Annotated in this window: 18 protein-coding genes and 2 tRNA genes; 9 read left to right on the forward strand and 11 right to left on the reverse strand. The window is 64.8% G+C overall.

Going from position 1 to position 21,525, the window contains the following annotated elements; translation table 11 throughout:
• The 9 genes from LY622_RS15455 (at position 1) to LY622_RS15495 (ending at position 10,984) form a co-directional block, all read left to right on the forward strand.
• On the forward strand, positions 1-177 hold the full coding sequence (locus tag LY622_RS15455; protein WP_043517015.1) for a hypothetical protein: 177 nt from the start codon (positions 1-3) through the stop codon (positions 175-177).
• The gene (locus LY622_RS15460) at positions 167-3,118 is read left to right on the forward strand and encodes an ATP-binding protein (protein WP_234291726.1); all 2,952 of its coding nucleotides are present in this window, start codon (positions 167-169) and stop codon (positions 3,116-3,118) included. Before LY622_RS15455 ends, LY622_RS15460 begins: the two co-directional genes overlap by 11 nt.
• Positions 3,096-4,490 carry a sigma-54-dependent transcriptional regulator gene (locus tag LY622_RS15465; protein WP_234291727.1) on the forward strand — a complete coding sequence of 465 codons (1,395 nt, stop codon included), beginning with the start codon at positions 3,096-3,098 and terminating at the stop codon, positions 4,488-4,490. Before LY622_RS15460 ends, LY622_RS15465 begins: the two co-directional genes overlap by 23 nt.
• Positions 4,491-5,383: 893 nt before the next feature.
• Positions 5,384-6,787 carry a polynucleotide adenylyltransferase PcnB gene (gene pcnB / locus LY622_RS15470; protein ID WP_234291728.1) on the forward strand — a complete coding sequence of 468 codons (1,404 nt, stop codon included), beginning with the start codon at positions 5,384-5,386 and terminating at the stop codon, positions 6,785-6,787.
• On the forward strand, positions 6,784-7,287 hold the full coding sequence (gene folK / locus LY622_RS15475) for a 2-amino-4-hydroxy-6-hydroxymethyldihydropteridine diphosphokinase (protein ID WP_234279235.1): 504 nt from the start codon (positions 6,784-6,786) through the stop codon (positions 7,285-7,287). The genes pcnB and folK overlap by 4 nt, the downstream gene beginning before the upstream one ends.
• A 103-nt stretch (positions 7,288-7,390) precedes the next feature.
• Positions 7,391-8,182 (forward strand): 3-methyl-2-oxobutanoate hydroxymethyltransferase, encoded by a 792-nt coding sequence (panB, locus tag LY622_RS15480; protein WP_234291729.1) that lies wholly within the window; start codon positions 7,391-7,393, stop codon positions 8,180-8,182.
• A gap of 170 nt (positions 8,183-8,352) precedes the next feature.
• Positions 8,353-9,201 (forward strand): pantoate--beta-alanine ligase, encoded by an 849-nt coding sequence (gene panC / locus LY622_RS15485; RefSeq protein ID WP_234291730.1) that lies wholly within the window; start codon positions 8,353-8,355, stop codon positions 9,199-9,201.
• 54 nt (positions 9,202-9,255) lie between these two features.
• Complete coding sequence (gene panD, locus LY622_RS15490) at positions 9,256-9,636, forward strand: aspartate 1-decarboxylase (protein ID WP_234279238.1); 381 nt, start codon at positions 9,256-9,258, stop codon at positions 9,634-9,636.
• 172 nt (positions 9,637-9,808) lie between these two features.
• Positions 9,809-10,984, forward strand: coding sequence for an acetyl-CoA C-acetyltransferase (locus LY622_RS15495; protein WP_114477999.1), 1,176 nt, complete (start codon positions 9,809-9,811; stop codon positions 10,982-10,984).
• 180 nt (positions 10,985-11,164) lie between these two features.
• On the opposite strand, the gene pnp is transcribed toward LY622_RS15495, so the two are convergent.
• The 11 genes from pnp to tpiA form a co-directional block, all read right to left on the reverse strand.
• Positions 11,165-13,297 carry a polyribonucleotide nucleotidyltransferase gene (gene pnp / locus LY622_RS15500; protein WP_234291731.1) on the reverse strand — a complete coding sequence of 711 codons (2,133 nt, stop codon included), beginning with the start codon at positions 13,295-13,297 and terminating at the stop codon, positions 11,165-11,167.
• 167 nt (positions 13,298-13,464) lie between these two features.
• Positions 13,465-13,734 carry a 30S ribosomal protein S15 gene (gene rpsO / locus LY622_RS15505; RefSeq protein ID WP_114478001.1) on the reverse strand — a complete coding sequence of 90 codons (270 nt, stop codon included), beginning with the start codon at positions 13,732-13,734 and terminating at the stop codon, positions 13,465-13,467.
• A gap of 91 nt (positions 13,735-13,825) precedes the next feature.
• Positions 13,826-14,752, reverse strand: a complete 927-nt coding sequence (gene truB, locus LY622_RS15510; protein WP_234291732.1) for a tRNA pseudouridine(55) synthase TruB — start codon at positions 14,750-14,752, stop codon at positions 13,826-13,828.
• Complete coding sequence (gene rbfA / locus LY622_RS15515; protein WP_234291733.1) at positions 14,752-15,207, reverse strand: 30S ribosome-binding factor RbfA; 456 nt, start codon at positions 15,205-15,207, stop codon at positions 14,752-14,754. Before rbfA ends, truB begins: the two co-directional genes overlap by 1 nt.
• A gap of 18 nt (positions 15,208-15,225) precedes the next feature.
• Complete coding sequence (gene infB, locus LY622_RS15520; protein WP_234291734.1) at positions 15,226-17,766, reverse strand: translation initiation factor IF-2; 2,541 nt, start codon at positions 17,764-17,766, stop codon at positions 15,226-15,228.
• A 27-nt stretch (positions 17,767-17,793) separates the two neighbouring features.
• Positions 17,794-19,287, reverse strand: coding sequence for a transcription termination factor NusA (gene nusA / locus LY622_RS15525; RefSeq protein WP_234291735.1), 1,494 nt, complete (start codon positions 19,285-19,287; stop codon positions 17,794-17,796).
• 40 nt (positions 19,288-19,327) lie between these two features.
• On the reverse strand, positions 19,328-19,789 hold the full coding sequence (rimP, locus tag LY622_RS15530; RefSeq protein WP_234279245.1) for a ribosome maturation factor RimP: 462 nt from the start codon (positions 19,787-19,789) through the stop codon (positions 19,328-19,330).
• A gap of 214 nt (positions 19,790-20,003) precedes the next feature.
• Positions 20,004-20,080, reverse strand: a tRNA-Met gene (locus LY622_RS15535).
• 151 nt (positions 20,081-20,231) lie between these two features.
• Positions 20,232-20,318 (reverse strand) — tRNA-Leu (locus tag LY622_RS15540).
• 25 nt (positions 20,319-20,343) lie between these two features.
• Positions 20,344-20,700: a preprotein translocase subunit SecG gene (gene secG, locus LY622_RS15545; RefSeq protein WP_234279246.1), complete on the reverse strand. Its 357-nt coding sequence runs from the start codon at positions 20,698-20,700 to the stop codon at positions 20,344-20,346.
• 4 nt (positions 20,701-20,704) lie between these two features.
• The gene (gene tpiA, locus LY622_RS15550; RefSeq protein ID WP_234291736.1) at positions 20,705-21,454 is read right to left on the reverse strand and encodes a triose-phosphate isomerase; all 750 of its coding nucleotides are present in this window, start codon (positions 21,452-21,454) and stop codon (positions 20,705-20,707) included.
• Positions 21,455-21,525: the final 71 nt, after the last annotated feature.

Below are 21,525 nucleotides of genomic sequence, written 5' to 3' on the forward strand. Positions count from 1 at the left end.
GTGTACGTCTATCGCATCATGCTGCTGCTGGTGTTCGGGGGCTACCTGCTGTCACCGCTGCTGATGAGTGGCTGGTCCAGCCCGGGGGTGGCCTGGTACCGCCCCTTCGTCATCTGGGGAATCCTGATCGCGCTGACGCTGTGGCTGGAGCAGAAGAGGAAGCTGGATGAACAGTAGCCTGGCCAGCGTCTTCGCCCTGGGCACCAGCTATCTGCTGCTGATGTTCCTGTGTGCCCTGGCCGTGGAACGCGGCTGGATCGGCCCACGCATTACCCGCCACCCCGCCGTCTATACCCTGGCGCTGGGGGTGTATGCCAGCGCCTGGGCGATCTACGGCAGCCTGGAGTTCGCCGCCAGCGAAGGGTATGGCTATCTCGCCTACTACCTGGGCGTGGCCGGCGCCTTCCTGCTGGCACCGGTCCTGCTGGTACCCATCCAGCGCATGACCCACACCTACCAGCTCTCCTCCCTGGCCGACCTCTTTGCCTTTCGCTTTCGCTCGCGCTGGGTTGGTACCCTGGTAACGGTCATCAGCCTGCTGGCGGTACTTCCCCTGCTGGCACTGCAGGTCCAGACCCTGGGCGATGCCATCTACCTGATGACCGGCGCCGCCTCGCCTGCCCTGCTGGCGCTGGCCTTCAGTGCCCTGATCGCCCTGTTCGCCATGCTCTTCGGCACACGCCATAGGCACAAGCACGCACGCCACGACACGCTGCTCACCGTCATCGCCTTCACCTCGGTCATCAAGCTCGGCGCCATGCTGGCACTGGGCGGCATTGCCCTGTTCGTGGTCTTCGATGGTCCTGCCGACCTGCAGCTCTGGCTGGATGGCCCCGGCCAGGCCTACCAGGCGGGCGTGGCGCAGCCCGACCCGGCCCACTGGCGCACCCTGCTGCTGCTGTTCTTCGCCGCCGCGCTGCTGATGCCGCATATCTTCCACATCACCTTTGCCGAGACGCTCTCGCGCCATACCCTGCTCCAGGCCAGCTGGTCCCTGCCGCTGTTTCTGCTGCTGATGGCGCTACCGGTGCCGCTGATTCTATGGGCCGGCCAGCGGCTGGGGAGCGACCAGCTGATCGGCTCCGCCTATCTGGCCTTCGGGCTATCGGATGCGTTCTGGGTGCAGGCGCTGGCCTTCATCGCCGGCCTGGCCGCCACCAGCGCGACCATGGTGATCATCGCCCTGGCGCTGTCGGGGATGATCCTCAACCATGTGCTGCTGGTCGCTCACCCCCCCGAAGCCCAGCCCAACCTCTATCGCTGGCTGAGCTGGCTGCGCCGCGGGCTGATCGCCACGGTGATCCTGAGCGGATGGCTCTTCTACCGTACCGTCGGGGTCAACCATGACCTGACCACCCTGGGGCTCGCCGCCTTTGCCGGCATGGCACAGTGCCTGCCGGGGCTGCTCGCCCTGCTCTACTGGCCGGGGGCCAATCGCAAGGGCATGGTATCGGGGCTGGCCATGGGCACCCTGATCTGGCTGGTCGGGCTATGGCTACCGCTGCTCACCGACCTGCCCGCCCTGGTGCTGATACCTCCAGGGCTGGAGATGCTCGCCGGCGAGCCGGACTGGTACGTCGTGACCCTGGTCTCGCTGGCCGTCAACATCCTGACCTTCATCATCGTGTCACTGGCCACCCGCACCTCTCCCGGCGAGCGTGCCGCCGCCGAGGCCTGCTCGGTGGACGCCGTGATCCGCCCCAAGCGCCTTCCCCTGCTGGCCGCCACGGGCGAGGAGTTCAAGCAGCCGCTCGCTCGGGCGCTCGGTGACGAAGCCGCCGAACGGGAAGTGGAGCGAGCCCTGACCGACCTGGGCCTTTCCCCCCTGGACGGCCGTCCCTATGCACTGCGCCGGCTACGCGACCGGATCCAGGCCAATCTCTCCGGCCTCATGGGACCCTCGGTGGCCCAGGATATCGTCGACCGCTACTTGCCCTACCGGCGTGGCGGCGAGGAGCCCACCGACGACATTCACTTCGTCGAGAGCCGCCTGGAGGCCTATCGTTCGCGACTGACCGGGCTGGCCAGGGAGCTGGATGGGCTGCGCCGCTACCACCGCCGCATCCTGACCCGGCTACCGGTGGGGCTGTGCGCCTTCGGCGTCGACGACGAGCTGCTGATGTGGAACGACGCCCTGGCCGAGCTCTCCGGCATCGACGGCAATAGCGTGATAGGTGCCCGCCGTGATGGTCTCCCCGCTCCCTGGGGAGACCTCCTGAGCCGAGCCGAGCAGGAAGACCAGCTCTATAAGCAGGCGGTGACACTGGATGGCCACACCCGGTATCTGACCCTGCACCGGGCCGAACTCAAGGCGGACGACGACGTCCGCGGCGGCACCGTCATCCTGATCGAGGACCACAGCGAGATGAAGTGGCTAGAGGACGAGCTGGTCCATGCGGCGCGCCTCGCCTCCATCGGGCAGCTTGCCGCCGGAGTGGCCCATGAGATCGGCAACCCCATCACCGGCATCTCGTCGCTGGCCCAGAACCTGCGCTACGACACCAGCGACCCCCAGGTACTGGAAACCGCCGCCCAGATACAGCAGCTGACCGACCGCGTCTCCCGTATCGTCGGCTCGCTGGTGGGCTTTGCCCATGGCGGCCGGCATATCGGCGGCAGCGGCTTCGCGCCGGTCTCCATCGCGGCCGTTACCGACGAGGCCTTGCACTTGCTACAGCTGGCACGCTCGGGTGAGGATGTGAGGTACCATAACCTCTGCCCTGCCGAGCTGGAGACGATCGGCGATGCCCAGCGGCTACAGCAGGTGATGATCAACCTGTTGAGCAATGCCCGCGACGCCAGCGAGCCGGGCGGCAACATCATCATCGCCGCGGAGCCGGAAGGCAGCCTGCTGAAGGTGACCGTCACCGACGAGGGCGAAGGGCTCGATGCCAGGGTCCGCGATCACCTGTTCGAGCCCTTCACGACCACCAAGCCGCCCGGAGAAGGGACCGGCCTGGGGCTACCGCTGGTCTACAGCATCATTGCCGAGCATCATGGCAGAATCGAGATCGAGTCACCGCCCCCCGGGCATGAACGCGGCACCCGCATCTGCCTGTGGCTGCCCACCGAACGACAGGATGGTGAAGAGACGAATGAGCAGGATTCTGATCGTTGAAGACGAGGCCATCATTCGCACCGCACTGCGCCGGCTGCTGGAGCGCCATGACTACCGTGTCAGCGAAGCCGGTTCGGTCGATGAGGCGCTCGCCCTGGAGCCCCGGCACTTCGACCTGGTGATCAGCGACCTGCGGCTGCCCGGCGAGCCCGGAACCGCCCTCATCGCCAGCGCCGCACCGGTTCCCGTGCTGATCATGACCAGCTACGCCAGCATGCGCTCGGCGGTCGAGGCCCTGAAGGAAGGCGCCATCGACTACGTGGCCAAGCCCTTCGATCATGACGAACTGCTCGAGACCGTCTCCCGGGTGCTGCACCAGCAGTCCTCGCACCGCTCCCCGCCACCCGACATCACCGATGCAGGCGGCTCCCGCCAGCAGATGATCGGCGAATGCCAGGCGATGCAGGCCGTCTACACCCGCATCCGCAAGACGGCCCCGGCAGACGTCACCGTGCTGATCCAGGGTGAGTCGGGGACCGGCAAGGAGCTGGTGGCCCGGGCCATTCACCAGCAGAGCAAGCGCGCCGCGGCGGCGCTGATCTGCGTCAACTGCGCCGCCATTCCCGAGACGCTGATCGAATCCGAGCTGTTCGGCCATGAGAAAGGGGCTTTCACCGGCGCCAGCGCCGCCCGCACCGGGCTGGTGGAGGCCGCCGACGGCGGCACCCTGTTTCTCGACGAGATCGGCGAACTGCCCCTGGATGCCCAGGCACGCCTGCTGCGCGTGCTGCAGGAAGGCGAGATCCGCCGTATCGGCTCGGTGGAGACCCGCCATGTCGATGTGCGCCTGATCGCCGCCACCCATCGCGACCTGCGGGCCCTGTCGAAGACCGGCGAATTCCGCCTCGACCTCTACTATCGCCTCAACGTGATGCAGATCGACCTGCCGCCGCTGCGCGATCGGGACGAGGACGTCCTGACCATCGCCGATGTCCTGCTGGAGAAGGCGTGTCGCCGGCATCAGCGTGGCGGCCTCCGTCTTTCCCGTGCGGCACTGCGGGAAATCAGCGACTACCCCTGGCCGGGTAATGTCCGCGAACTGGAGAACGCCCTGGAGCGCGGCGTGATCCTTGCCGAGGGCCACCTGATCCACCCCGATGACCTGGGTCTCAATCCGGTCCGGCCGGTCTCATCCCGCCTTCCCCCCGAAGCGATGCAACGAGCCATCGAGCCGGTCGAAAGCGAACAGGACGAGAGCGTCGACGATCTTTCCCTGGAGGATTACTTCCAGCACTTCGTGCTCGAACACCAGGATCAGATGAGCGAGACGGAGCTTGCCCAGAAGCTGGGCATCAGCCGCAAGTGCCTGTGGGAGCGCCGCCAGCGCCTGGGTATCCCGCGCAAGAAGCAGGCCAGGCGCAACAGCGCCTGAGCCAGCCCCTGAGATCAGGCCGCCCGTCACCGATGGATGCTCGAGGGGCGTCTACGACTATTGTCCAAGCGTCGTTGGCACGGGCCAACGACGCTTTTTTCATGATTTTGCCGGGGTTTTGCACCAGGTGTTACCTTCCCACCCAGAATCTGCCCCGACATGGCCCAAGATGGGTAACACCCTGGAGCCCACTTGGCGCCCCTCTCATTCCGACCCTGCGTAAACTGTTGTTTTTCAACGCCGATAAACGTCATGGCATGTGGCGTGCAACATCCTCCGGTAAGAAAAACAACATCCGGCTGTCACCCGCGCCAACAACAACAACAACAACAAGGCGGCCAGGCGAGACAGAGCCCGCACCACCAACAACAAGAACAACAAGGCGGGCTGTGGAAAGATGCGGAAGCGGGTGCAACAAAAATAACCTGACCCGACATGCTCCGCCCTTCGATGCCATCAACAACAGCAACAATATGTGCTCGAAGCACCGGATCCCAGGACGCGACGCGCTCACACGGCTGCCAACAAGAACAAGGGCCAGAGAAGCGCACCTTCGGCAACAACAGCAACAAGCCGAAGGTAGGCATATCCACGATGCCGTCGTGGTTGGATTATTGTTTTGAATACGAGGCGGTCGCAACCAGGAACGTCAACAATCACAACAACATTGCTTGCCTGTGAACTCTTGGTGACTGTGGTGCGTATTCAAGGCGATGTGCCATCACGAAGAAGAAACAGCCGCATGGACGCAGCATTTTCAGCTTGTCAGAGGAGGCCAATCGGCCTCCTCTTTTGCTGTTTGGGCTGTACAGCGAATCAGCGCAGCGCTTTGCAAGGTGTCGCTGGTCGACTACACTCAACAACTTTCGCAAACTGCGAGTCGATATCGCCGCATGTTCAAAGGATTTACCCGCTTTCTGCAGAGCCCTGGCGAGCACCTCAGGTCACTCTTCGGCCCCGAGGATACCGCCGCCGGCGAACTGGCCGGCCCGCGGATCATTCCCCGTAGCGAGCACCCCGTATCGCGCCAGCACTTCAGTGAATCGGCGCTCAAGGTACTCTACCGCCTGCACAATGCCGGCTATGAAGCCTACCTGGTCGGCGGCTGCATTCGTGACTCCCTCCTCGGCAGGATGCCCAAGGACTTCGACGTCGCCACCGATGCCACGCCGGAGCAGGTCCGCGAGCTGTTCCGCAACTCGCGGATCATCGGCCGCCGCTTTCGCATCGTCCACGTGCGCTTCGGCCGTGAAGTGATCGAGGTCACCACCTTCCGGGGCAGACCCAACGACGACCATGGCGATCATCTCGCCCAGCAGTCCGAGCACGGCCTGCTGCTGCGCGACAATGTCTGGGGCAATATCCAGGAAGATGCCGTGCGCCGCGATTTCACCATCAATGCGCTCTACTACAGCATCGCCGACTTCTCGATTCACGACTTCGCCAACGGTGCCCGCGACATCGAGTCCCGCACCCTGCGCATGATCGGCGACCCGGCGACACGCTACCGCGAGGACCCGGTGCGCATGCTGCGCGCCATCCGCTTCGCCGCCAAGCTGGATTTCCATATCGCACCAGGCTCCGAGGCGCCGATCCACGAGCAGGCCCACCTGCTGCTGCAGATCCCCCCCGCCCGGCTGTTCGACGAGATACTCAAGCTGTTCATGGCCGGCCATGGCGTCGAAACCTTCCGCATGCTGCGCCACTACGGCCTGTTTCCCATGCTGTTCCCCGAGACGGACGAAGCCATGGCCACGCTGCCCTGGACCGAAGGCCTGATCGAGGCAGCCCTGGCCAGCACCGACAAGCGTATCCGTGAGGAGCGCCCGGTGACGCCGGCCTTCCTGTTCGCGGCACTGCTGTGGGGGCCCGTACAGCTGCGCCAGGCGACGCTGGAGGAGGATGGGATGCCACCCATCCCCGCACTGCAGCTGGCGTCTCAGCAGGTGCTCTCGCGCCAGCTGAAGCACATCTCGATCCCCAAGCGCTTCAGCATGCCGATGCGCGACATCTGGGACCTGCAGCAACGCCTGCCCCAGCGTCGCGGCAAGCGCGCACTGCAGACCCGAGAGCACCCGCGCTTTCGCGCCGCCTACGACTTCCTGCTGCTGCGGGAAGAGGCTGGCGAGCTCGAGCCCGGGCTCGGCGCCTGGTGGACCGCCTATCAGGAAGGCGACGAGCACGAGCAACAGCGGTTGCTGGAGAAGGCCGGCGGCAACGCCACACCGGGCGACCGCCCCAAGCGCCGCAGACCCCGCAAGCGCCGTCGGCGCAGCTCGCCTCCCGATACCCCGTGATACCGCCGGTCGACGTCTACGTGGGGCTCGGCAGCAACCTCGACGACCCCGAAGCGCAAGTTGCCCAGGCCCTGGTAGCACTCGGCGAACTGCCGCTGACCCGCCGACTCGGCGCATCGAGCCTCTATGTCAGCCGCCCCCTTGGTCCTCAGGACCAGCCCGATTTCGTCAATGCCGTGGCCCACCTGGCAACCCGGCTCTCGCCGCTGGCGCTGCTCGATCAGTTGCAGGCGCTGGAACAGCGCCATCGCCGCGTTCGCCAACGCCACTGGGGCCCCCGCACCCTGGACCTGGACCTGCTATTGTTCGGAAAACAGGTCATCGCGACACCGCGGCTGCGCGTGCCCCACCCCGAGATGAGCGCGCGGGCCTTCGTCATGGCTCCCCTCGCCGAGCTGGCACCAGCGCTGAGCCTGCCCGATGGCCGCGGCGTCAGCGCCTTGGCCGAGACGCTGGCGTCACCGGACCTGATCAGAGTGTTACCCGAACGCCCCAGGTAGGTGTTACCTATCGACACCACCGTCGTATTCTGGTAACAATCACGCGCAGTGTAAGGCGGCGCGGCGATTGCCGGCCGACCCGAGAACAACACGAGAGCACGCCATGAAAACCGTCACCCTGAGCACGCTGCAGGCCCACAAGCGCGCAGGCGAAACCTTCAGTTGCCTGACGGCCTATGACGCCTCCTTTGCCCGGAGCGCGTCCGAGGCCGGCATCGAGGTGCTGCTGGTCGGTGATTCCCTGGGCATGGTCCTGCAGGGCCATGCCAGCACCCTCCCGGTCACCCTGGACGACATCTGCTACCACACCCGCTGCGTGGCACGTGGCAAGGGTAGAAGCCTGCTGATGGTCGACCTGCCTTTCATGAGCAACTCCAGCCAGGAGCGCCTGCTGCAGGACGCCGGTGCGCTGATGCGTGCCGGTGCCGAGCTGGTCAAGGTGGAAGGCGAGGCGTGGATGGCCGACGGCATTCGCGAGCTGACACGACGGGGGGTGCCCGTCTGCGCCCACCTGGGGCTGACGCCACAGACCGTCTATCAGCTCGGCGGCTACAAGGTGCAGGGCCGCGACGCCGAGCGCGCCACCCAGATTCTCGAGGATGCCCGCACCCTCGTGGCAGCCGGCGCCTCGGTGATACTGCTGGAATGCGTTCCGGCCAGCCTCGGCCGTGCCATTACCGAGGCACTGGACGTCCCGGTGATCGGTATCGGTGCCGGTCCCGACACCGACGGCCAGATACTGGTGATGCATGACGTGCTGGGCGTGACCCACGGCCGTGTGCCACGCTTCGTCAAGAACTTCATGGCGGAGGCCGACGACATCCCGGGCGCCTTCCGTCGTTATCACGAAGACGTCAAGGCGCGACGCTTCCCGGCCGAGGAACATGGTTTCTAGGCTATGTTCGAAAAGTCGGCGAGCGAAGGTCAGGCAAGGCAAAAATCGGCGAAAAAGTGGAGTTTACGGGGTGTAAATGAGCATTTTGAGCCAATTTTTAACGCCGCATGGCCGAGCGCAGGCAGTTTTCGTACAAAGCCTGGTTCCCTCGTGACACCCTGGAGCCCCTGATGCGTACCCTGAGAGACATCCCTGCGCTGCGCGAGACCCTCGGTGCGTACCGCCGACGCGGCCAGCGTATCGCCCTGGTACCGACCATGGGCAACCTTCACGCCGGGCACCTTGCCCTGGTGGAGACCGCGCGCCGCCACGCGGACGTGGTGGTGGCGACGATCTTCGTCAACCCGCTTCAGTTCGGGCCCAGCGAGGACCTGGATGCCTACCCTCGCACCCTGGTCGACGACCAGGCCAGGCTCGAGGAGGCAGGCTGCGACCTGCTTTTTGCCCCCGATACGGCAATGCTCTATCCCCGCGGCCTGGACGAGCAGACCCGGGTCTGCGTGCCTATCGTCAGCGAGGGACTCTGTGGCGGCACAAGGCCCGGTCACTTCGACGGCGTCTCCACCGTGGTGAGCATCCTGTTCAACCTGGTGCAGCCCGACACGGCCTGCTTCGGTGAAAAGGACTTCCAGCAGCTGGCGGTGATTCGCAAGCTGGTGGAAGACCTGCATTTCCCCATCGAGATCCTCGGCGTGCCCATCGTGCGCGCCGAGGATGGTTTGGCGCTCTCCTCGCGCAACGGCTACCTGGATCCCGACCAGCGCGCCGCCGCACCCCGGCTATACCGGACGCTCTGCGAGCTGCGCGACGCCCTGGAGGCCGGCGAACCGATCGCCGCAGCCCTGGAGACGGGGCCGGCCCGGCTGCGGGAGGGCGGCTTCGAGCCGGACTACCTGGAGCTGCGCGCCCTCGACCTGACACCGGTCACCGCCACCACCCGCGACGCCGTGCTGCTGGCCGCCGCCCGGCTGGGCCCGACCCGCTTGATCGACAACCTGACCCTGACCCTGCCGCGCTGACGCGGCACTCCACGCGCACCCTGTGCCTATCGTATTCCGGAGGAAGCTGCTTCCATGTACACCATCATGCTCAAGGCCAAGCTCCACATGGCCCGCGTCACCCATGCCGTGCTCAACTATGAAGGCTCCTGTGCCATCGACGGCGACCTGCTGGACCTGTCCGGCATACGCGAGAACGAGCAGATCCAGATCTACAACGTGGAGAACGGCCAGCGCTTCACCACCTACGCCATTCGCGCCGAGGAAGGCTCCCAGGTGATCTCCATCAACGGTGCCGCCGCCCACCTGGCCGGCCCCGGCGACCGGGTGATCATCTGCAGCTACGCCCACTACAGCGATGCCGAGCTGGACAATCACCAGCCAGCTCTGGTCTATCTGAAGGAAGGCAACGACGTCAGCCACACCAGCAACGCCATACCCGTTCAGCTCGCCTGAGGGGCCCCCGTGCCCTCCGCGGCCTGCCCATCGGCCACGCTTCCGTGGGGATCGGCACGGGCCAGGGGGTGATCGCTGACGAATTTCACCCCATTGAGGCATTGCCGCAGCGCACAAGCGTCGCCTATGCTGACAGAGCTATCGTCCGCGACTGACTTCAGGAGAGTTTACTATGCAAGATGTGGTGATCGTTGCCGCCCGCCGTACCGCCGTGGGGGCCTTCGGTGGCTCTCTGGCCGGCATTCCCGCCAGTGACCTGGGCGCCCTGGTGATCAAGGACATCCTCGCCAGCACCGGCGTTTCCGGCGACCAGGTCGATGAAGTGCTCCTGGGTCAGGTCCTGACCGCCGGCGTGGGCCAGAACCCCGCCCGTCAGGCCGCCATCAAGGCCGGCCTGCCCGACACCGTACCCGCCATGACCATCAACAAGGTCTGCGGCTCGGGACTCAAGGCCCTGCACCTCGCCACCCAGGCGATCCGCTGCGGCGACGCCGAGCTGATCCTCGCCGGCGGCCAGGAGAACATGTCGGCATCCCCGCACGTGCTGCCCAATTCGCGCAACGGCCAGCGCATGGGCGACTGGAAGGCCATCGACACCATGGTTCACGACGGCCTGTGGGATGCCTTCAACAACTATCACATGGGTATCACCGCCGAGAACCTGGCCGAGAAGTACGAGATCACCCGCGAGCAGATGGACGAGTTCGCCGCGGCTTCCCAGCAGAAGGCCGCTGCCGCCATTCGTGAGGGCAAGTTCAAGAGCCAGATCGTGCCGGTGGAAATTCCCCAGCGCAAGGGCGATCCGGTGGTCTTCGACACCGACGAGAATCCGCGCGAAGTGAGCGCCGACAAGCTCGGCGGCATGCGCCCGGCCTTCAAGAAGGATGGCACCATCACCGCCGGCAACGCCTCCTCGCTCAACGACGGTGCCGCCGTGGTGATGATCTGCTCCGCCGAGAAAGCCAAGCAGCTGGGCCTGGAGCCGCTCGCCCGCATCGCCGCCTACGCCAACGCCGGCGTCGACCCGGCCATCATGGGCATCGGCCCGGCACCGGCCACCCGCCGCTGCCTGGAGAAGGCCGGCTGGTCGCTGGATGACCTCGACCTGGTCGAGGCCAACGAAGCCTTCGCCGCCCAGGCCCTCTCGGTCAACAAGGAGCTGGGCTGGGATGTCTCCAAGGTCAACGTCAACGGCGGCGCCATTGCCCTTGGCCACCCGATTGGCGCCTCCGGCTGCCGCGTGTTTGTGACCCTGCTGCACGAGATGATCGCCCGCGACGCCAAGAAGGGCCTGGCGACCCTATGTATCGGCGGCGGGCAAGGCGTGGCACTTGCGATTGAAAGATAAGGGCACGGCTCGGGGACAGGCCTCAGCGGAGATCGGATGCCATGGATGGCATCGGTAGCGCCCAGGGAGGGGTTCACAGCGCCTCCGCGATGATCTGTCACCTGGCAAGCCGCAGCAACTAAACGAAACCGCCCCCATGGCCAGGCCATGGGGGCGGTTTTCGTTGGAACCCTGGCTGTCTCAGGCGACAGGTTCGGCTTCCGCCGCTTCGAAGGCGGCCTTCTCTTCCGGGGTGATCTCCTTGATGGAGAGCTTCACCCGGTTGCGGTTGTCGATGTCGAGCACCTTGACGATGACCTCGTCGCCCTCGTTGAGGAAGTCGCGCACGTCGTTGACCCGCTCGGGCACGATCTGCGAGATGTGCACCAGGCCGTCGGTACCGGGCATGATGTTGACGAAGGCACCGAAGTCGGCGATGCGCACCACCTTGCCGCGGTAGAGCCTGCCGATTTCCGCTTCGGCGGTGATCGCCAGTACGGTATCGATGGCCTTCTTGGCCGCCGCCTTGTCCTCGGCGTAGATGCGCACGGTACCGTCGTCGTCGAGATCGATGGAGGCACCGGTGTCTTCGCAGATCTTGCGAATGGTGGCACCGCCCTTGCCGATGACGTCGCGGATCTTGTCCGGATCGATCTTGATGGTCGCCATGGAGGGGGCGTTCTCGGACACCTCGGCACGGCTCTGGGCGATCACGTCGTTCATCTGCTGGAGGATATGCAGGCGAGCCTGGTTGGCCTGCTGCAGGGCCACCTCCATGATCTCCTCGTTGATGCCCTCGATCTTGATGTCCATCTGCAGGGCGGTCACACCCTCGGCGCTACCGGCCACCTTGAAGTCCATGTCGCCGAGGTGATCCTCATCGCCCAGGATATCGGTCAGCACAGCGAAGCCGTCGGCATCCTTGACCAGGCCCATGGCGATACCCGCCACCGGTGCCTTCATCGGCACGCCGGCGTCCATCAGCGCCAGCGAGGAGCCACACACGGACGCCATTGAGCTCGAGCCGTTGGACTCGGTGATCTCCGATACCACCCGGATGGTATAGGGGAAGTCCTCGGACGTGGGTAGCATCGCCTCGATACTGCGACGCGCCAGGCGACCGTGGCCGATTTCGCGACGCTTGGGCCCGCCCATGAAGCCGGCCTCACCGACGCAATAGGGAGGGAAGTTGTAGTGCAGCATGAAGCGATCCTTGCGCTCCCCTTCCAGCGACTCGATCAGCTGGGCATCGCGCAGGGTGCCCAGGGTGGCGATGACGATGGCCTGGGTCTCGCCGCGGGTGAAGATCGACGAGCCGTGGGTCTTGGGCAGGCTACCCACTTCGATATTCAACGGACGCACGGTCTTCTGGTCGCGGCCGTCGATACGCGGCTCGCCCTTGACGACGCGAGAGCGCACCACACGCTTCTCCAGCGCGGCGAAGGCGCCCTTGACCTCGTCGGCATCGAACTTGCCTTCCTCTTCACCGGCCAGCTGCTCGACGGCCTCGGCCTTGAGTGCCGACAGGGCGTCCTGCCGAGCCATCTTGTCGGTGACACGATAGGCCTCGCCCACCTTGGCTTCGAAACCCTGGGCAATGGCCTCCTTGAGGGGCGTGTTCTCGGCGGGCGGCTGCCAGTCCCACTTCGGCTTGCCGGCCTCGGCGGTCAGCTCCTTGATAGCCTCGATGGCGACCTGCATCTCCTGGTGGCCATAGAGCACGGCGCCCAGCATTTCGTCCTCGAGCAGCTCCTTGGCCTCGGACTCCACCATCAGCACCGCTTTCTCGGTACCGGCGACGACCATGTTCAGCTCGGAGTTGGCAAGCTCTTCCACGGTGGGGTTGAGGAAGTAGCCCTTCTCCTCGTCGAAGCCCACCCGCGCGGCACCCAGGGGACCGTTGAACGGCACACCGGCGATGCACAGCGCCGCTGAGGTACCGAGCATGGCGGCGATGTCCGGGTCATGGTTGCGGTCGGTGGAGAGCACGGTACAGATCACCTGTACCTCGTTCATGAAGCCCTTGGGGAACAGCGGGCGGATCGGGCGATCGATCAGGCGAGAGGTGAGGGTCTCCTTCTCGGTGGGACGCCCCTCGCGCTTGAAGAAGCCGCCGGGGATCTTGCCGACCGCGTAGGTTTTCTCTTGATAGAACACCGCCAGGGGGAAGAAGTCCTGCCCTGGCTTGAGCTCTTTCTTGGCGACAACGGTGCACAGCACCACGGTGTCGTCCATGGTGACCAACACGGCACCGCTGGCCTGGCGGGCGATGCGCCCGGTTTCCAGGGTGACGGTGCTGCGACCGTACTGAAATGTTTTCTTGACCGGATTCACGGCGACTTCCTTCAACGTTACTTTTCTGTGTTTGGGTCGTTTTGACTCGGCGACTATTTTAGGGGTTGACGCGCGTCAGGGCCACCGGTTAGCGACATTTCCGCCCCATAAACGCGAAACGGGCAGCCCAAGGGCTGCCCGTTCATTATGGCGCTGGAAAACGTCGATTAACGACGCAGGCCCAGACGCTGGATCAGTGCCTGATAACGCTCGAAATCCTTGCGCTTCAGGTAGTCAAGCAGCTTGCGGCGCTGGTTGACCATGCGGATCAGGCCACGACGTGAGTGGTGATCCTGCTTGTTGGTCTTGAAGTGATCCTGCAGGCCGTCGATGTTGGCGCTGAGCAGGGCTACCTGCACTTCGGGGGAACCGGTGTCGTTGTCACCACGACTGAATTCACTAACGATTTCAGCCTTCTTTTCGGCGGTAAGTGCCATCTTTCTCTCCAGTAAGCAATATGCCTGAGTAATGAATGTCGGAGACCACGCATATTTGCAGTCTCCACGCCTGCGCCCGAAGGCGCTGGTCTTACGCCGAGTCCGCCGTGACGGTACTCAGCAGGCGGCGGGGAACGATTTCCCCTGCCACCCTGACCACGCCGAGACCGATAAAGATCCCGTCGTGATAGAGTCTTGTCGTCGCTTCCGGCGCCAGGGCCCTGGACGCGACGACCGCCGGCTGCCCGTGCTGCAATCGCGCGGCGGCCTCGGCGTCGAGGTCGAGCGCCGGCAGATGCGCGACCAGCACATCCACCGGCAGCAGCCTTGCCTCGAGGTCGGCCTGGCCCGGCTGGGCCTCCAGCCCCTCGAAGGCGACCATGTCGCTGGCGTCGAAGGGCCCGGTCTTGAGCCGCCGCAGCGCCGTGATATGGGCGCCGCATCCGAGCGCCCGGCCGATGTCCTCGGCCAGGGTGCGAATGTAGGTACCCTTGCTGCAGCGCACTTCCAGCGTGAAGGCATCGCCATCATGGGCCAGAAGGCGCGCATCATACACCGTCACGCGACGGGCTGCACGCTCCACCGTCTTGCCCTCGCGGGCCAGCTCGTAGAGCTTGCGCCCCTGATGCTTGAGCGCCGAGTACATCGGTGGAACCTGTTCGATCTCGCCGCGAAACCGCGCCAGCACCCTCTCCAGGTCCGTCTCGGCCAGCACCGGGACTCCATGGCGCTCGATCACCTCGCCCTCGGCGTCACCGGTATCGGTCACCACACCCAACTGGATGCGGGTACGATAGACCTTGTCGGCCTCCAGCAGGAACGAGGAAAACTTGGTCGCCTCGCCGAAGCAGACCGGCAACAGCCCGGTCGCCATGGGATCGAGCGTACCGGTATGGCCCGCCTTCTGCGCCTGGAACAGGCGCCGGGCACGCTGCAGGGCATGGTTGCTCGACGCACCCTGGGGCTTGTCGAGCAGCAGCACCCCGTTCACCGGCAGACCGCGGCGGCGACGCGCCATCAGTCCCTCTCGTCCTCGTTGCCGCTACGCGCCTGGCCGTCAGCGACGTCGCCGTCTTGATTGCCAGCAGCCTCGCCGTCCTCCGCCTCGTTACGGGCACGATCGCGTGAGACCGCCTCGTCGATCAGCGACGATAGCCGCTGACCACGCACCACGCTCTCATCGTAATGAAAGCGCAGCTCCGGCACGTGGCGAAGCTTGATGCGCCGGGCGACCTGGCTGCGCAGGAAACCCGCGGCCTGCTTGAGCACCTTGAGATTCTCCCGGATGCGTTCGGGATCCTCCTCGCCCAGCAGGGTCACGTGGACGTCCGCATAGCCGAGGTCACGACTGACCTCGACGCCGCTGACGGTGACCATCCCCAGGCGCGGGTCCTTGACCTCGCGCTGGATCAGTACCGCCAGCTCCTTCTGCAGCTGATCGCCGACACGGTCGGTACGCTTGAATTCGCGCATGCTCGACTCCTCGGCCGGTTAGAGCGTCCGCTCGACCTTGACCTGATCGAAGACTTCGATCTTGTCGCCAACCTGGACGTCATTGTAGTTCTTCACGCCGATGCCACACTCCATGCCGTTACGCACTTCGTTGACGTCGTCCTTGAAGCGGCGCAGGGACTCGAGCTCGCCTTCGTAGATGACCACGTTGTCGCGCAGCACGCGGATCTTCTTGTTGCGATGCACGCTGCCCTCGACAACCATGCAGCCCGCCACGGCGCCGATCTTCGGTGCGCGGAAGACGTCACGAACCTCGGCCACGCCGACGATCTCTTCCTTCCACTCCGGTGCCAGCATGCCGCTCATGGCCTGCTTGACCTCGTCGATCAGCTGATAGATCACGCTGTAGTAGCGCAGATCCAGACCTTCACGCTCGATGATCTCACGCGCGGCCGCATCGGCACGGACGTTGAAGCCGACCACGATGGCTTCGGAGGCCAGCGCCAGGTTGGCATCGGTACCGGTGATGCCGCCCACGCCGGAGGAGACCACGGCCACTTCGACTTCGCCGGTGGAGAGCTCTTCCAGGGCGCCCTTGATGGCTTCCAGCGAGCCCTGCACATCGGCCTTCAGCACGATGTTGACCTTGGCCACCTCGTCCTGGCCCATCTGGCTGAACATGTTCTCCAGCTTGGCCTTCTGCTGACGCGCCAGACGCACCTCGCGGTACTTGCCCTGGCGGAAGTTGGCGACTTCGCGTGCCTTCTTCTCGTCGGCCACCACCATGAAGTCGTCACCGGCATCCGGGGTACCGTCGAGGCCCTGGATCTCCACCGGCATCGCCGGGCCCACGGCGTCGACCTGCTGGCCGAGCTCGTTGGTCAGCGCACGTACGCGGCCGTAGTGCAGGCCGGCCAGGACGATGTCGCCCTTGCGCAGGGTGCCGTTCTGAACCAGTACGGTGGCCACCGGGCCGCGTCCCTTGTCGAGGCGCGACTCGACCACCACACCCTTGCCGGGTGCCTCGGGTACCGCCTTGAGCTCGAGCACTTCGGAGACGAGCAGTATCGCCTCGAGCAGCGCATCGATGCCTTCGCCTGTCTTGGCCGAGACGTGGACGAACTGCGTATCGCCGCCCCACTCCTCGGAAATGACGCCGTGCTGGGAAAGCTCGTTGCGGATACGGTCGAAGTCCGCGCCTTCCTTGTCGATCTTGTTGACCGCCACCACCATCGGCACTTCCGCTGCCTTGGAGTGCTCGATCGCCTCGATCGTCTGGGGCATGACGCCGTCGTCGGCGGCCACCACCAGGATGACCACGTCGGTGGCCTTGGCACCACGAGCACGCATGGCGGTGAACGCCGCGTGACCCGGGGTATCGAGGAAGGTCACGCCGCCGTGCTTGTCTTCCACGTGGTAGGCGCCGATGTGCTGGGTGATACCGCCAGCCTCACCGGTGGCCACCTTGGCCTTGCGGATATAGTCGAGCAGCGAGGTCTTGCCGTGGTCGACGTGACCCATGACCGTGACCACCGGCGAACGGGTGATCTCGTCGCCCTCGTAGGAGATGCCGGACAGCACTTCGGTTTCCAGCGCATCGTCCTTGACCAGCTTGGGCTTGTGGCCCATCTCCTCGACCACGATGGCCGCGGTGTCCTGGTCGATGGTCTGGTTGATGGTCACCGCCGCACCCATGGTGAACATCGCCTTGATGACCTCGTTGGCCTTGATCGACATCTTGTCGGCAAGCTCAGCGACGCTGATCGACTCGGGAATGGAGACTTCGCGCACGATCGGCTGCGTCGGCTTCTGGAAGCCGTGCTGGCCGCCGCCCTGGGAACCACCGCGGCGGCTGCCGCGACGCTCGGAGCGCTTGGCCTTCTTGGCGGCGCCACCGCGACGACGCTCCTCGCGATCGCCGCGATCCTCGTCGTCACGACCACGCCCCTTCTTGGCAGCCGTCTTCTTCGGCGGCGCCGTGCGGCGGTCGCTGCGGCCCTCCTTGGGCGGAGCCGGTGGCTCTGCCGAGGGCTCCGACTGATCCAGCTCGGGGACCGGAATCTGCGGCACCTCGGCAACCTTGGCTGGGGCTGGCTGCTCGGCGGGAGCCGGTGCAGCCGCCTCGGCCTTGGCGGCCTCCTCGCGGGCTTGCCGCTCGACGGCACGCTCCCTGGCGTCCTCGGCGTCCTGCGCTTCGCGCTTGGCCCGTGAATCCGCCATGTCGCCTACCAGCTGCCGCGGACCGGCATCTTCCGCCGGCTCGGGGGGCGGCGCCTCATCCTCGGCACGCTTGACGTAGGTCCGCTTCTTGCGCACCTGCACCTCGATGGTCTTGCCCCGCTCACCGGTCTTGATGCGGCTCCTGGTCTTGCGGGTCAAGGTAATGCGATTCTTGGCCCCCGCAGCACCCTCGCCACCATGGCTCTTGGTGAGATAGTCGAGCAGCTGACGCTTGTCCTCCTCGGACACCGCATCAGACTCGGCCTTGTGCTCGAGCCCGGCTTCTTTCATCTGTTCCAGCAGGCGGGGGACGTCGCGCCCTACCTTCACTGCAAAATCTTTAACGGTCATTTCTGACATGTTGACCCTCCTCAGCCCGTGACCCGTTTACTGTTCGTTCTCGAACCAGGGCGCACGGGCAGTCATGATCAGTGATGCAGCGCGCTCCTCGTCCATGCCCTCGATGTCCATCAAATCGTCGACGGACTGCTCGGCGAGGTCCTCCATGGTGACAATGCCGCGGCTAGCCAGAATGAAGGCCAGATGACGCTCCATGCCCTCCATTTCCAGCAGGTCGTCGGCCGGCTGAGCACCGTCCAGCTCCTCTTCGGAGGCGATGGCCAGGTTCAGCAGTTCATCCTTGGCACGCGCGCGCAGATCTTCCACCAATTCCTCATCGAGCTCCTCGATCTCGAGAATTTCCTCGAGGGGCACGTAGGCGATCTCTTCCAGCGTGGTGAAACCTTCCTCCACCAGCAGCCGGGCGAGGTCATCCTCGATATCCAGATGCTGAATGAAATGCTCGACCAGGCTATCGATCTCCTGCTCTCGCTTATCTTCGGCCTCGCCCTCGGTCATGACGTTGATTCGCCATCCGGTGAGCTCCGAGGCCAGGCGCACGTTCTGGCCGCTACGGCCGATGGCCTGGGCCAGGTTGTCCTCGGCGACCGCCACGTCCATGGCGTGGGCGTCTTCGTCGACCAGGATCGAGCCGACATCCGCCGGCGCCATGGCGTTGATGACCAGCTGAGCGGGGTTGTCATCCCACAGGATGATGTCGACCCGCTCGTTCTGCAGCTCGCTGGACACCGCCTGCACCCTCGAGCCGCGCATGCCGACGCAGGCACCCACCGGGTCGATGCGCCGGTCGTTGGTCTTGACCGCGATCTTGGCCCGGGAGCCGGGATCGCGGGCAGCACCCTTGATCTCGATGAGCTGCTCGGCGATCTCCGGCACCTCGATCTTGAACAGTTCGATGATCAGCTCGGGGCAGGTCCGCGACAGGATCAGCTGGGCGCCACGCGCATCGGCATCGACCTTGGTCAGCAGTGCCCGCACCCGATCGTTCATGCGGTAGCGCTCGCCGGGGATCATCTCGCCACGCGGCAGGAACGCCTCGGCGTTGTCGCCCAGGTCGATGATCAGGCCGTCGCGGGTGGTCTTCTTGACGATGCCGGCGACCAGCTCGCCCTCGCGCTCGGCGTATTGGCGCACCACTTCGGCACGCTCGGCCTCGCGCACCTTCTGCACGATGACCTGCTTGGCGGTCTGGGCGGCGATACGACCGAAGGCGGCATTCTCGATCTGCTCCTCGACCACGTCACCCCGCTTGAGCGGCGGGTCGCGACGCTCGGCGAAGGACTCCTTGATCTCGGCGTCGGGATTCTCGAACTCGTCGTCTTCCACCACTTCCCAGCGTCGAAACGTCTCGTACTCGCCAGTGTAGCGGTCGATATGAACGCGCACGTTGACTTCCCGGCCCTCGAAGCGCTTGCGGGATGCACTGGCCAGGGCCGCCTCGACGGCCTCGAAGATCACGTCGCGGGGCACGCCTTTTTCATTGGAGATCGCATCGACGACCGTCAGAATTTCTTTACTCATGCCTTTGCCTCGCCAGAAAACCTGTCCATATGCATCGACCTCAGTCTTCGAACCGGGGCACCACTCGTGCCTGGTCGATGCTTTCGATGGGAAAGCAATACTCTTCGCCGTCCTGCTGCAACAGCACCTCATCCTCCTCGATGCCGGCCAGCAGCCCCTGGAACTTGCGTCGCCCATCGAAGGGTATCCGCAGCTTCAGCGCCACCTGGTGCCCCGCATAGCGAGCGAAGTGGTCGAGGGTGAAGAGCGGCCGGTCCATTCCCGGCGACGACACCTCCAGGCTATATTCACCCGGTATGGGATCTTCCACGTCGAGTACGGCGCTGATCTGGCGACTGATATCAGCGCAGTTGCCCACGCTCACACCCTCGGCATGATCAATGTAGATCACAAGACGGGAATGCTTGCCCTGGGGGCGATAGTCGATACCCCAGAGCTCGAATCCCATGGCGGTGACCACCGGCTCGATCAGCGCATACAGCGCAGCGTCCTTGAGTGCCACAGAGAAAGCTCCTACAGCCGTTGCATCAGGCACCTGGCCGGGAGTAAACAGGAAAGCTAGGTGGCTGATTGGCGTTGCTCGGATAAGCGCGGTCGGCCTGGACCGACAGTAAGCTGCTAACAAAAAGCCCCTTCACAGGAAGGGGCCTTTCACAAGAAACCTGTAGTACCACTTCGGCGCTCATGACTGCCTCGCAAGACAGCTGACCGGAAGATGGTAGCGGGGACCGGATTTGAACCGATGACCTTCGGGTTATGAGCCCGACGAGCTACCAGACTGCTCCACCCCGCAACATTCCAGGTCGGCGATTGTAGGTGCCTGATGCGCTTGAGTCAAGCTGCAATGGCGCTTACAACCCTCCTTCTTACAACCTTCCTGGTGCCAATCCTGCTTCTGTCGTTTCGCAATCCCCTGCTGCTTACTTGGATCACGGCGTTTCAGATGGTGCCGAAGGCGGGACTTGAACCCGCACGACCTTACGGTCACTACCCCCTCAAGATAGCGTGTCTACCAATTCCACCACTTCGGCTTTCTTGATGACTGGAGCCTCAACCTTAGTCGTTGCTTTCTTCCAGCACTGGCGCGGTATTATCCACGTCACGGGCGTCGTCGTCAAGGGTCGGCACGCCGTTCTGCTGCTCGATCAGGCGAGAATCGGGAATGCCGACTTCCGGCGCCTGGGCCTGTGTCGCGTACCAGGCCAGGGCCAGCGAGGTGGCGAAGAAGGTGAACGCCAGCACGGCCGTGGCACGCGACAGGAAGCCGCCGCTGCCCCGCGAGCCGAATACGGTCTGGGAGGCACCGCCACCGAAGGCGGCACCGGCTTCGGCGCCCTTGCCCTGCTGTAGCAGGATGAGGACGACCAGGGCGATGGCGATCACCACATGGATCATGAGAATGGCAACTTGCATGGATTCAACCTGCTGACTGACAAATGGCTAGAAAATCGTCGACCTTGAGCGAAGCACCGCCCACCAGGCCGCCGTCGATGTCGGGCTGGGCCAGCAGCTCAGCCGCGTTGCTTGCGTTCATGCTGCCGCCGTAGAGCAATCGCATACCTGTCGCCAGCTCGCGATCGAAGCTGGCCTGATACTGGCGAATCCCGGCCATCACCTCCTGGGCCTGCCCGGGCGTCGCCGTGCGTCCGGTGCCGATCGCCCAGACGGGCTCATAGGCGATGACCACCCGAGGACGCTGCTCGGGCTCGAGGCGCGCCATCACGTAGCCCACCTGGCCCAGCACCACATCCATGGTGCGACCCGCGTCCCGCTCCTCGAGGCTCTCGCCCACGCAGAGGATCGGGGTAATGTCGACGCTCAGCGCCGCCAGCAACCGGTCATGCACGGCCTCGTCGTTCTCGCGATAGAGCTGGCGACGCTCGGAGTGCCCCACCAGCGCGTACTTCACGCCGAACTCCCGCAGCATCTGACCACTCACCTCGCCCGTACGAGCACCGGAATGCAGGGGGTTGAGGGTCTGTGCACCCAGCTCGAGCGAGGTATCGGCAAAGGCCCGCTGCGCCATGTCCAGATAGGGGAAGGGCGGCAGTATGACCACATCCAGCGACGCCGGGAGCACGGTACGGGGAAAGGCCCGGCCGAAATCCTCGACCAGAGAGGCCGAACCGTTCATCTTCCAGTTCCCGGCGATCAGCGGCGTTCGCATGCTGCGTCCTCTTTCAAAGTGGTGCGAAATGGTATAGGAGGCGTCGAGCCAAGACAACCACCAGGCGCACT

This window comes from Halomonas alkalisoli, from assembly GCF_021412585.1.
GTDB classification, from domain to species: Bacteria; Pseudomonadota; Gammaproteobacteria; order Pseudomonadales; family Halomonadaceae; genus Halomonas; species Halomonas alkalisoli.

Excerpts from the sequence above, each read along its gene's own strand:
- pcnB (WP_234291728.1), top strand. The coding sequence starts at position 5,384 with ATGTTCAAAGGATTTACCCGCTTTCTGCAGAGCCCTGGCGAGCACCTC.
- infB (WP_234291734.1), bottom strand. The coding sequence starts at position 17,766 with ATGTCAGAAATGACCGTTAAAGATTTTGCAGTGAAGGTAGGGCGCGAC.
- LY622_RS15465 (WP_234291727.1), top strand. The coding sequence starts at position 3,096 with ATGAGCAGGATTCTGATCGTTGAAGACGAGGCCATCATTCGCACCGCA.
- tpiA (WP_234291736.1), bottom strand. The coding sequence starts at position 21,454 with ATGCGAACGCCGCTGATCGCCGGGAACTGGAAGATGAACGGTTCGGCC.
- rbfA (WP_234291733.1), bottom strand. The coding sequence starts at position 15,207 with ATGCGCGAATTCAAGCGTACCGACCGTGTCGGCGATCAGCTGCAGAAG.
- panC (WP_234291730.1), top strand. The coding sequence starts at position 8,353 with ATGCGTACCCTGAGAGACATCCCTGCGCTGCGCGAGACCCTCGGTGCG.
- secG (WP_234279246.1), bottom strand. The coding sequence starts at position 20,700 with ATGCAAGTTGCCATTCTCATGATCCATGTGGTGATCGCCATCGCCCTG.
- LY622_RS15460 (WP_234291726.1), top strand. The coding sequence starts at position 167 with ATGAACAGTAGCCTGGCCAGCGTCTTCGCCCTGGGCACCAGCTATCTG.
- rpsO (WP_114478001.1), bottom strand. The coding sequence starts at position 13,734 with ATGGCACTTACCGCCGAAAAGAAGGCTGAAATCGTTAGTGAATTCAGT.
- panD (WP_234279238.1), top strand. The coding sequence starts at position 9,256 with ATGTACACCATCATGCTCAAGGCCAAGCTCCACATGGCCCGCGTCACC.
- LY622_RS15495 (WP_114477999.1), top strand. The coding sequence starts at position 9,809 with ATGCAAGATGTGGTGATCGTTGCCGCCCGCCGTACCGCCGTGGGGGCC.
- nusA (WP_234291735.1), bottom strand. The coding sequence starts at position 19,287 with ATGAGTAAAGAAATTCTGACGGTCGTCGATGCGATCTCCAATGAAAAA.
- panB (WP_234291729.1), top strand. The coding sequence starts at position 7,391 with ATGAAAACCGTCACCCTGAGCACGCTGCAGGCCCACAAGCGCGCAGGC.
- truB (WP_234291732.1), bottom strand. The coding sequence starts at position 14,752 with ATGGCGCGTCGCCGCCGCGGTCTGCCGGTGAACGGGGTGCTGCTGCTC.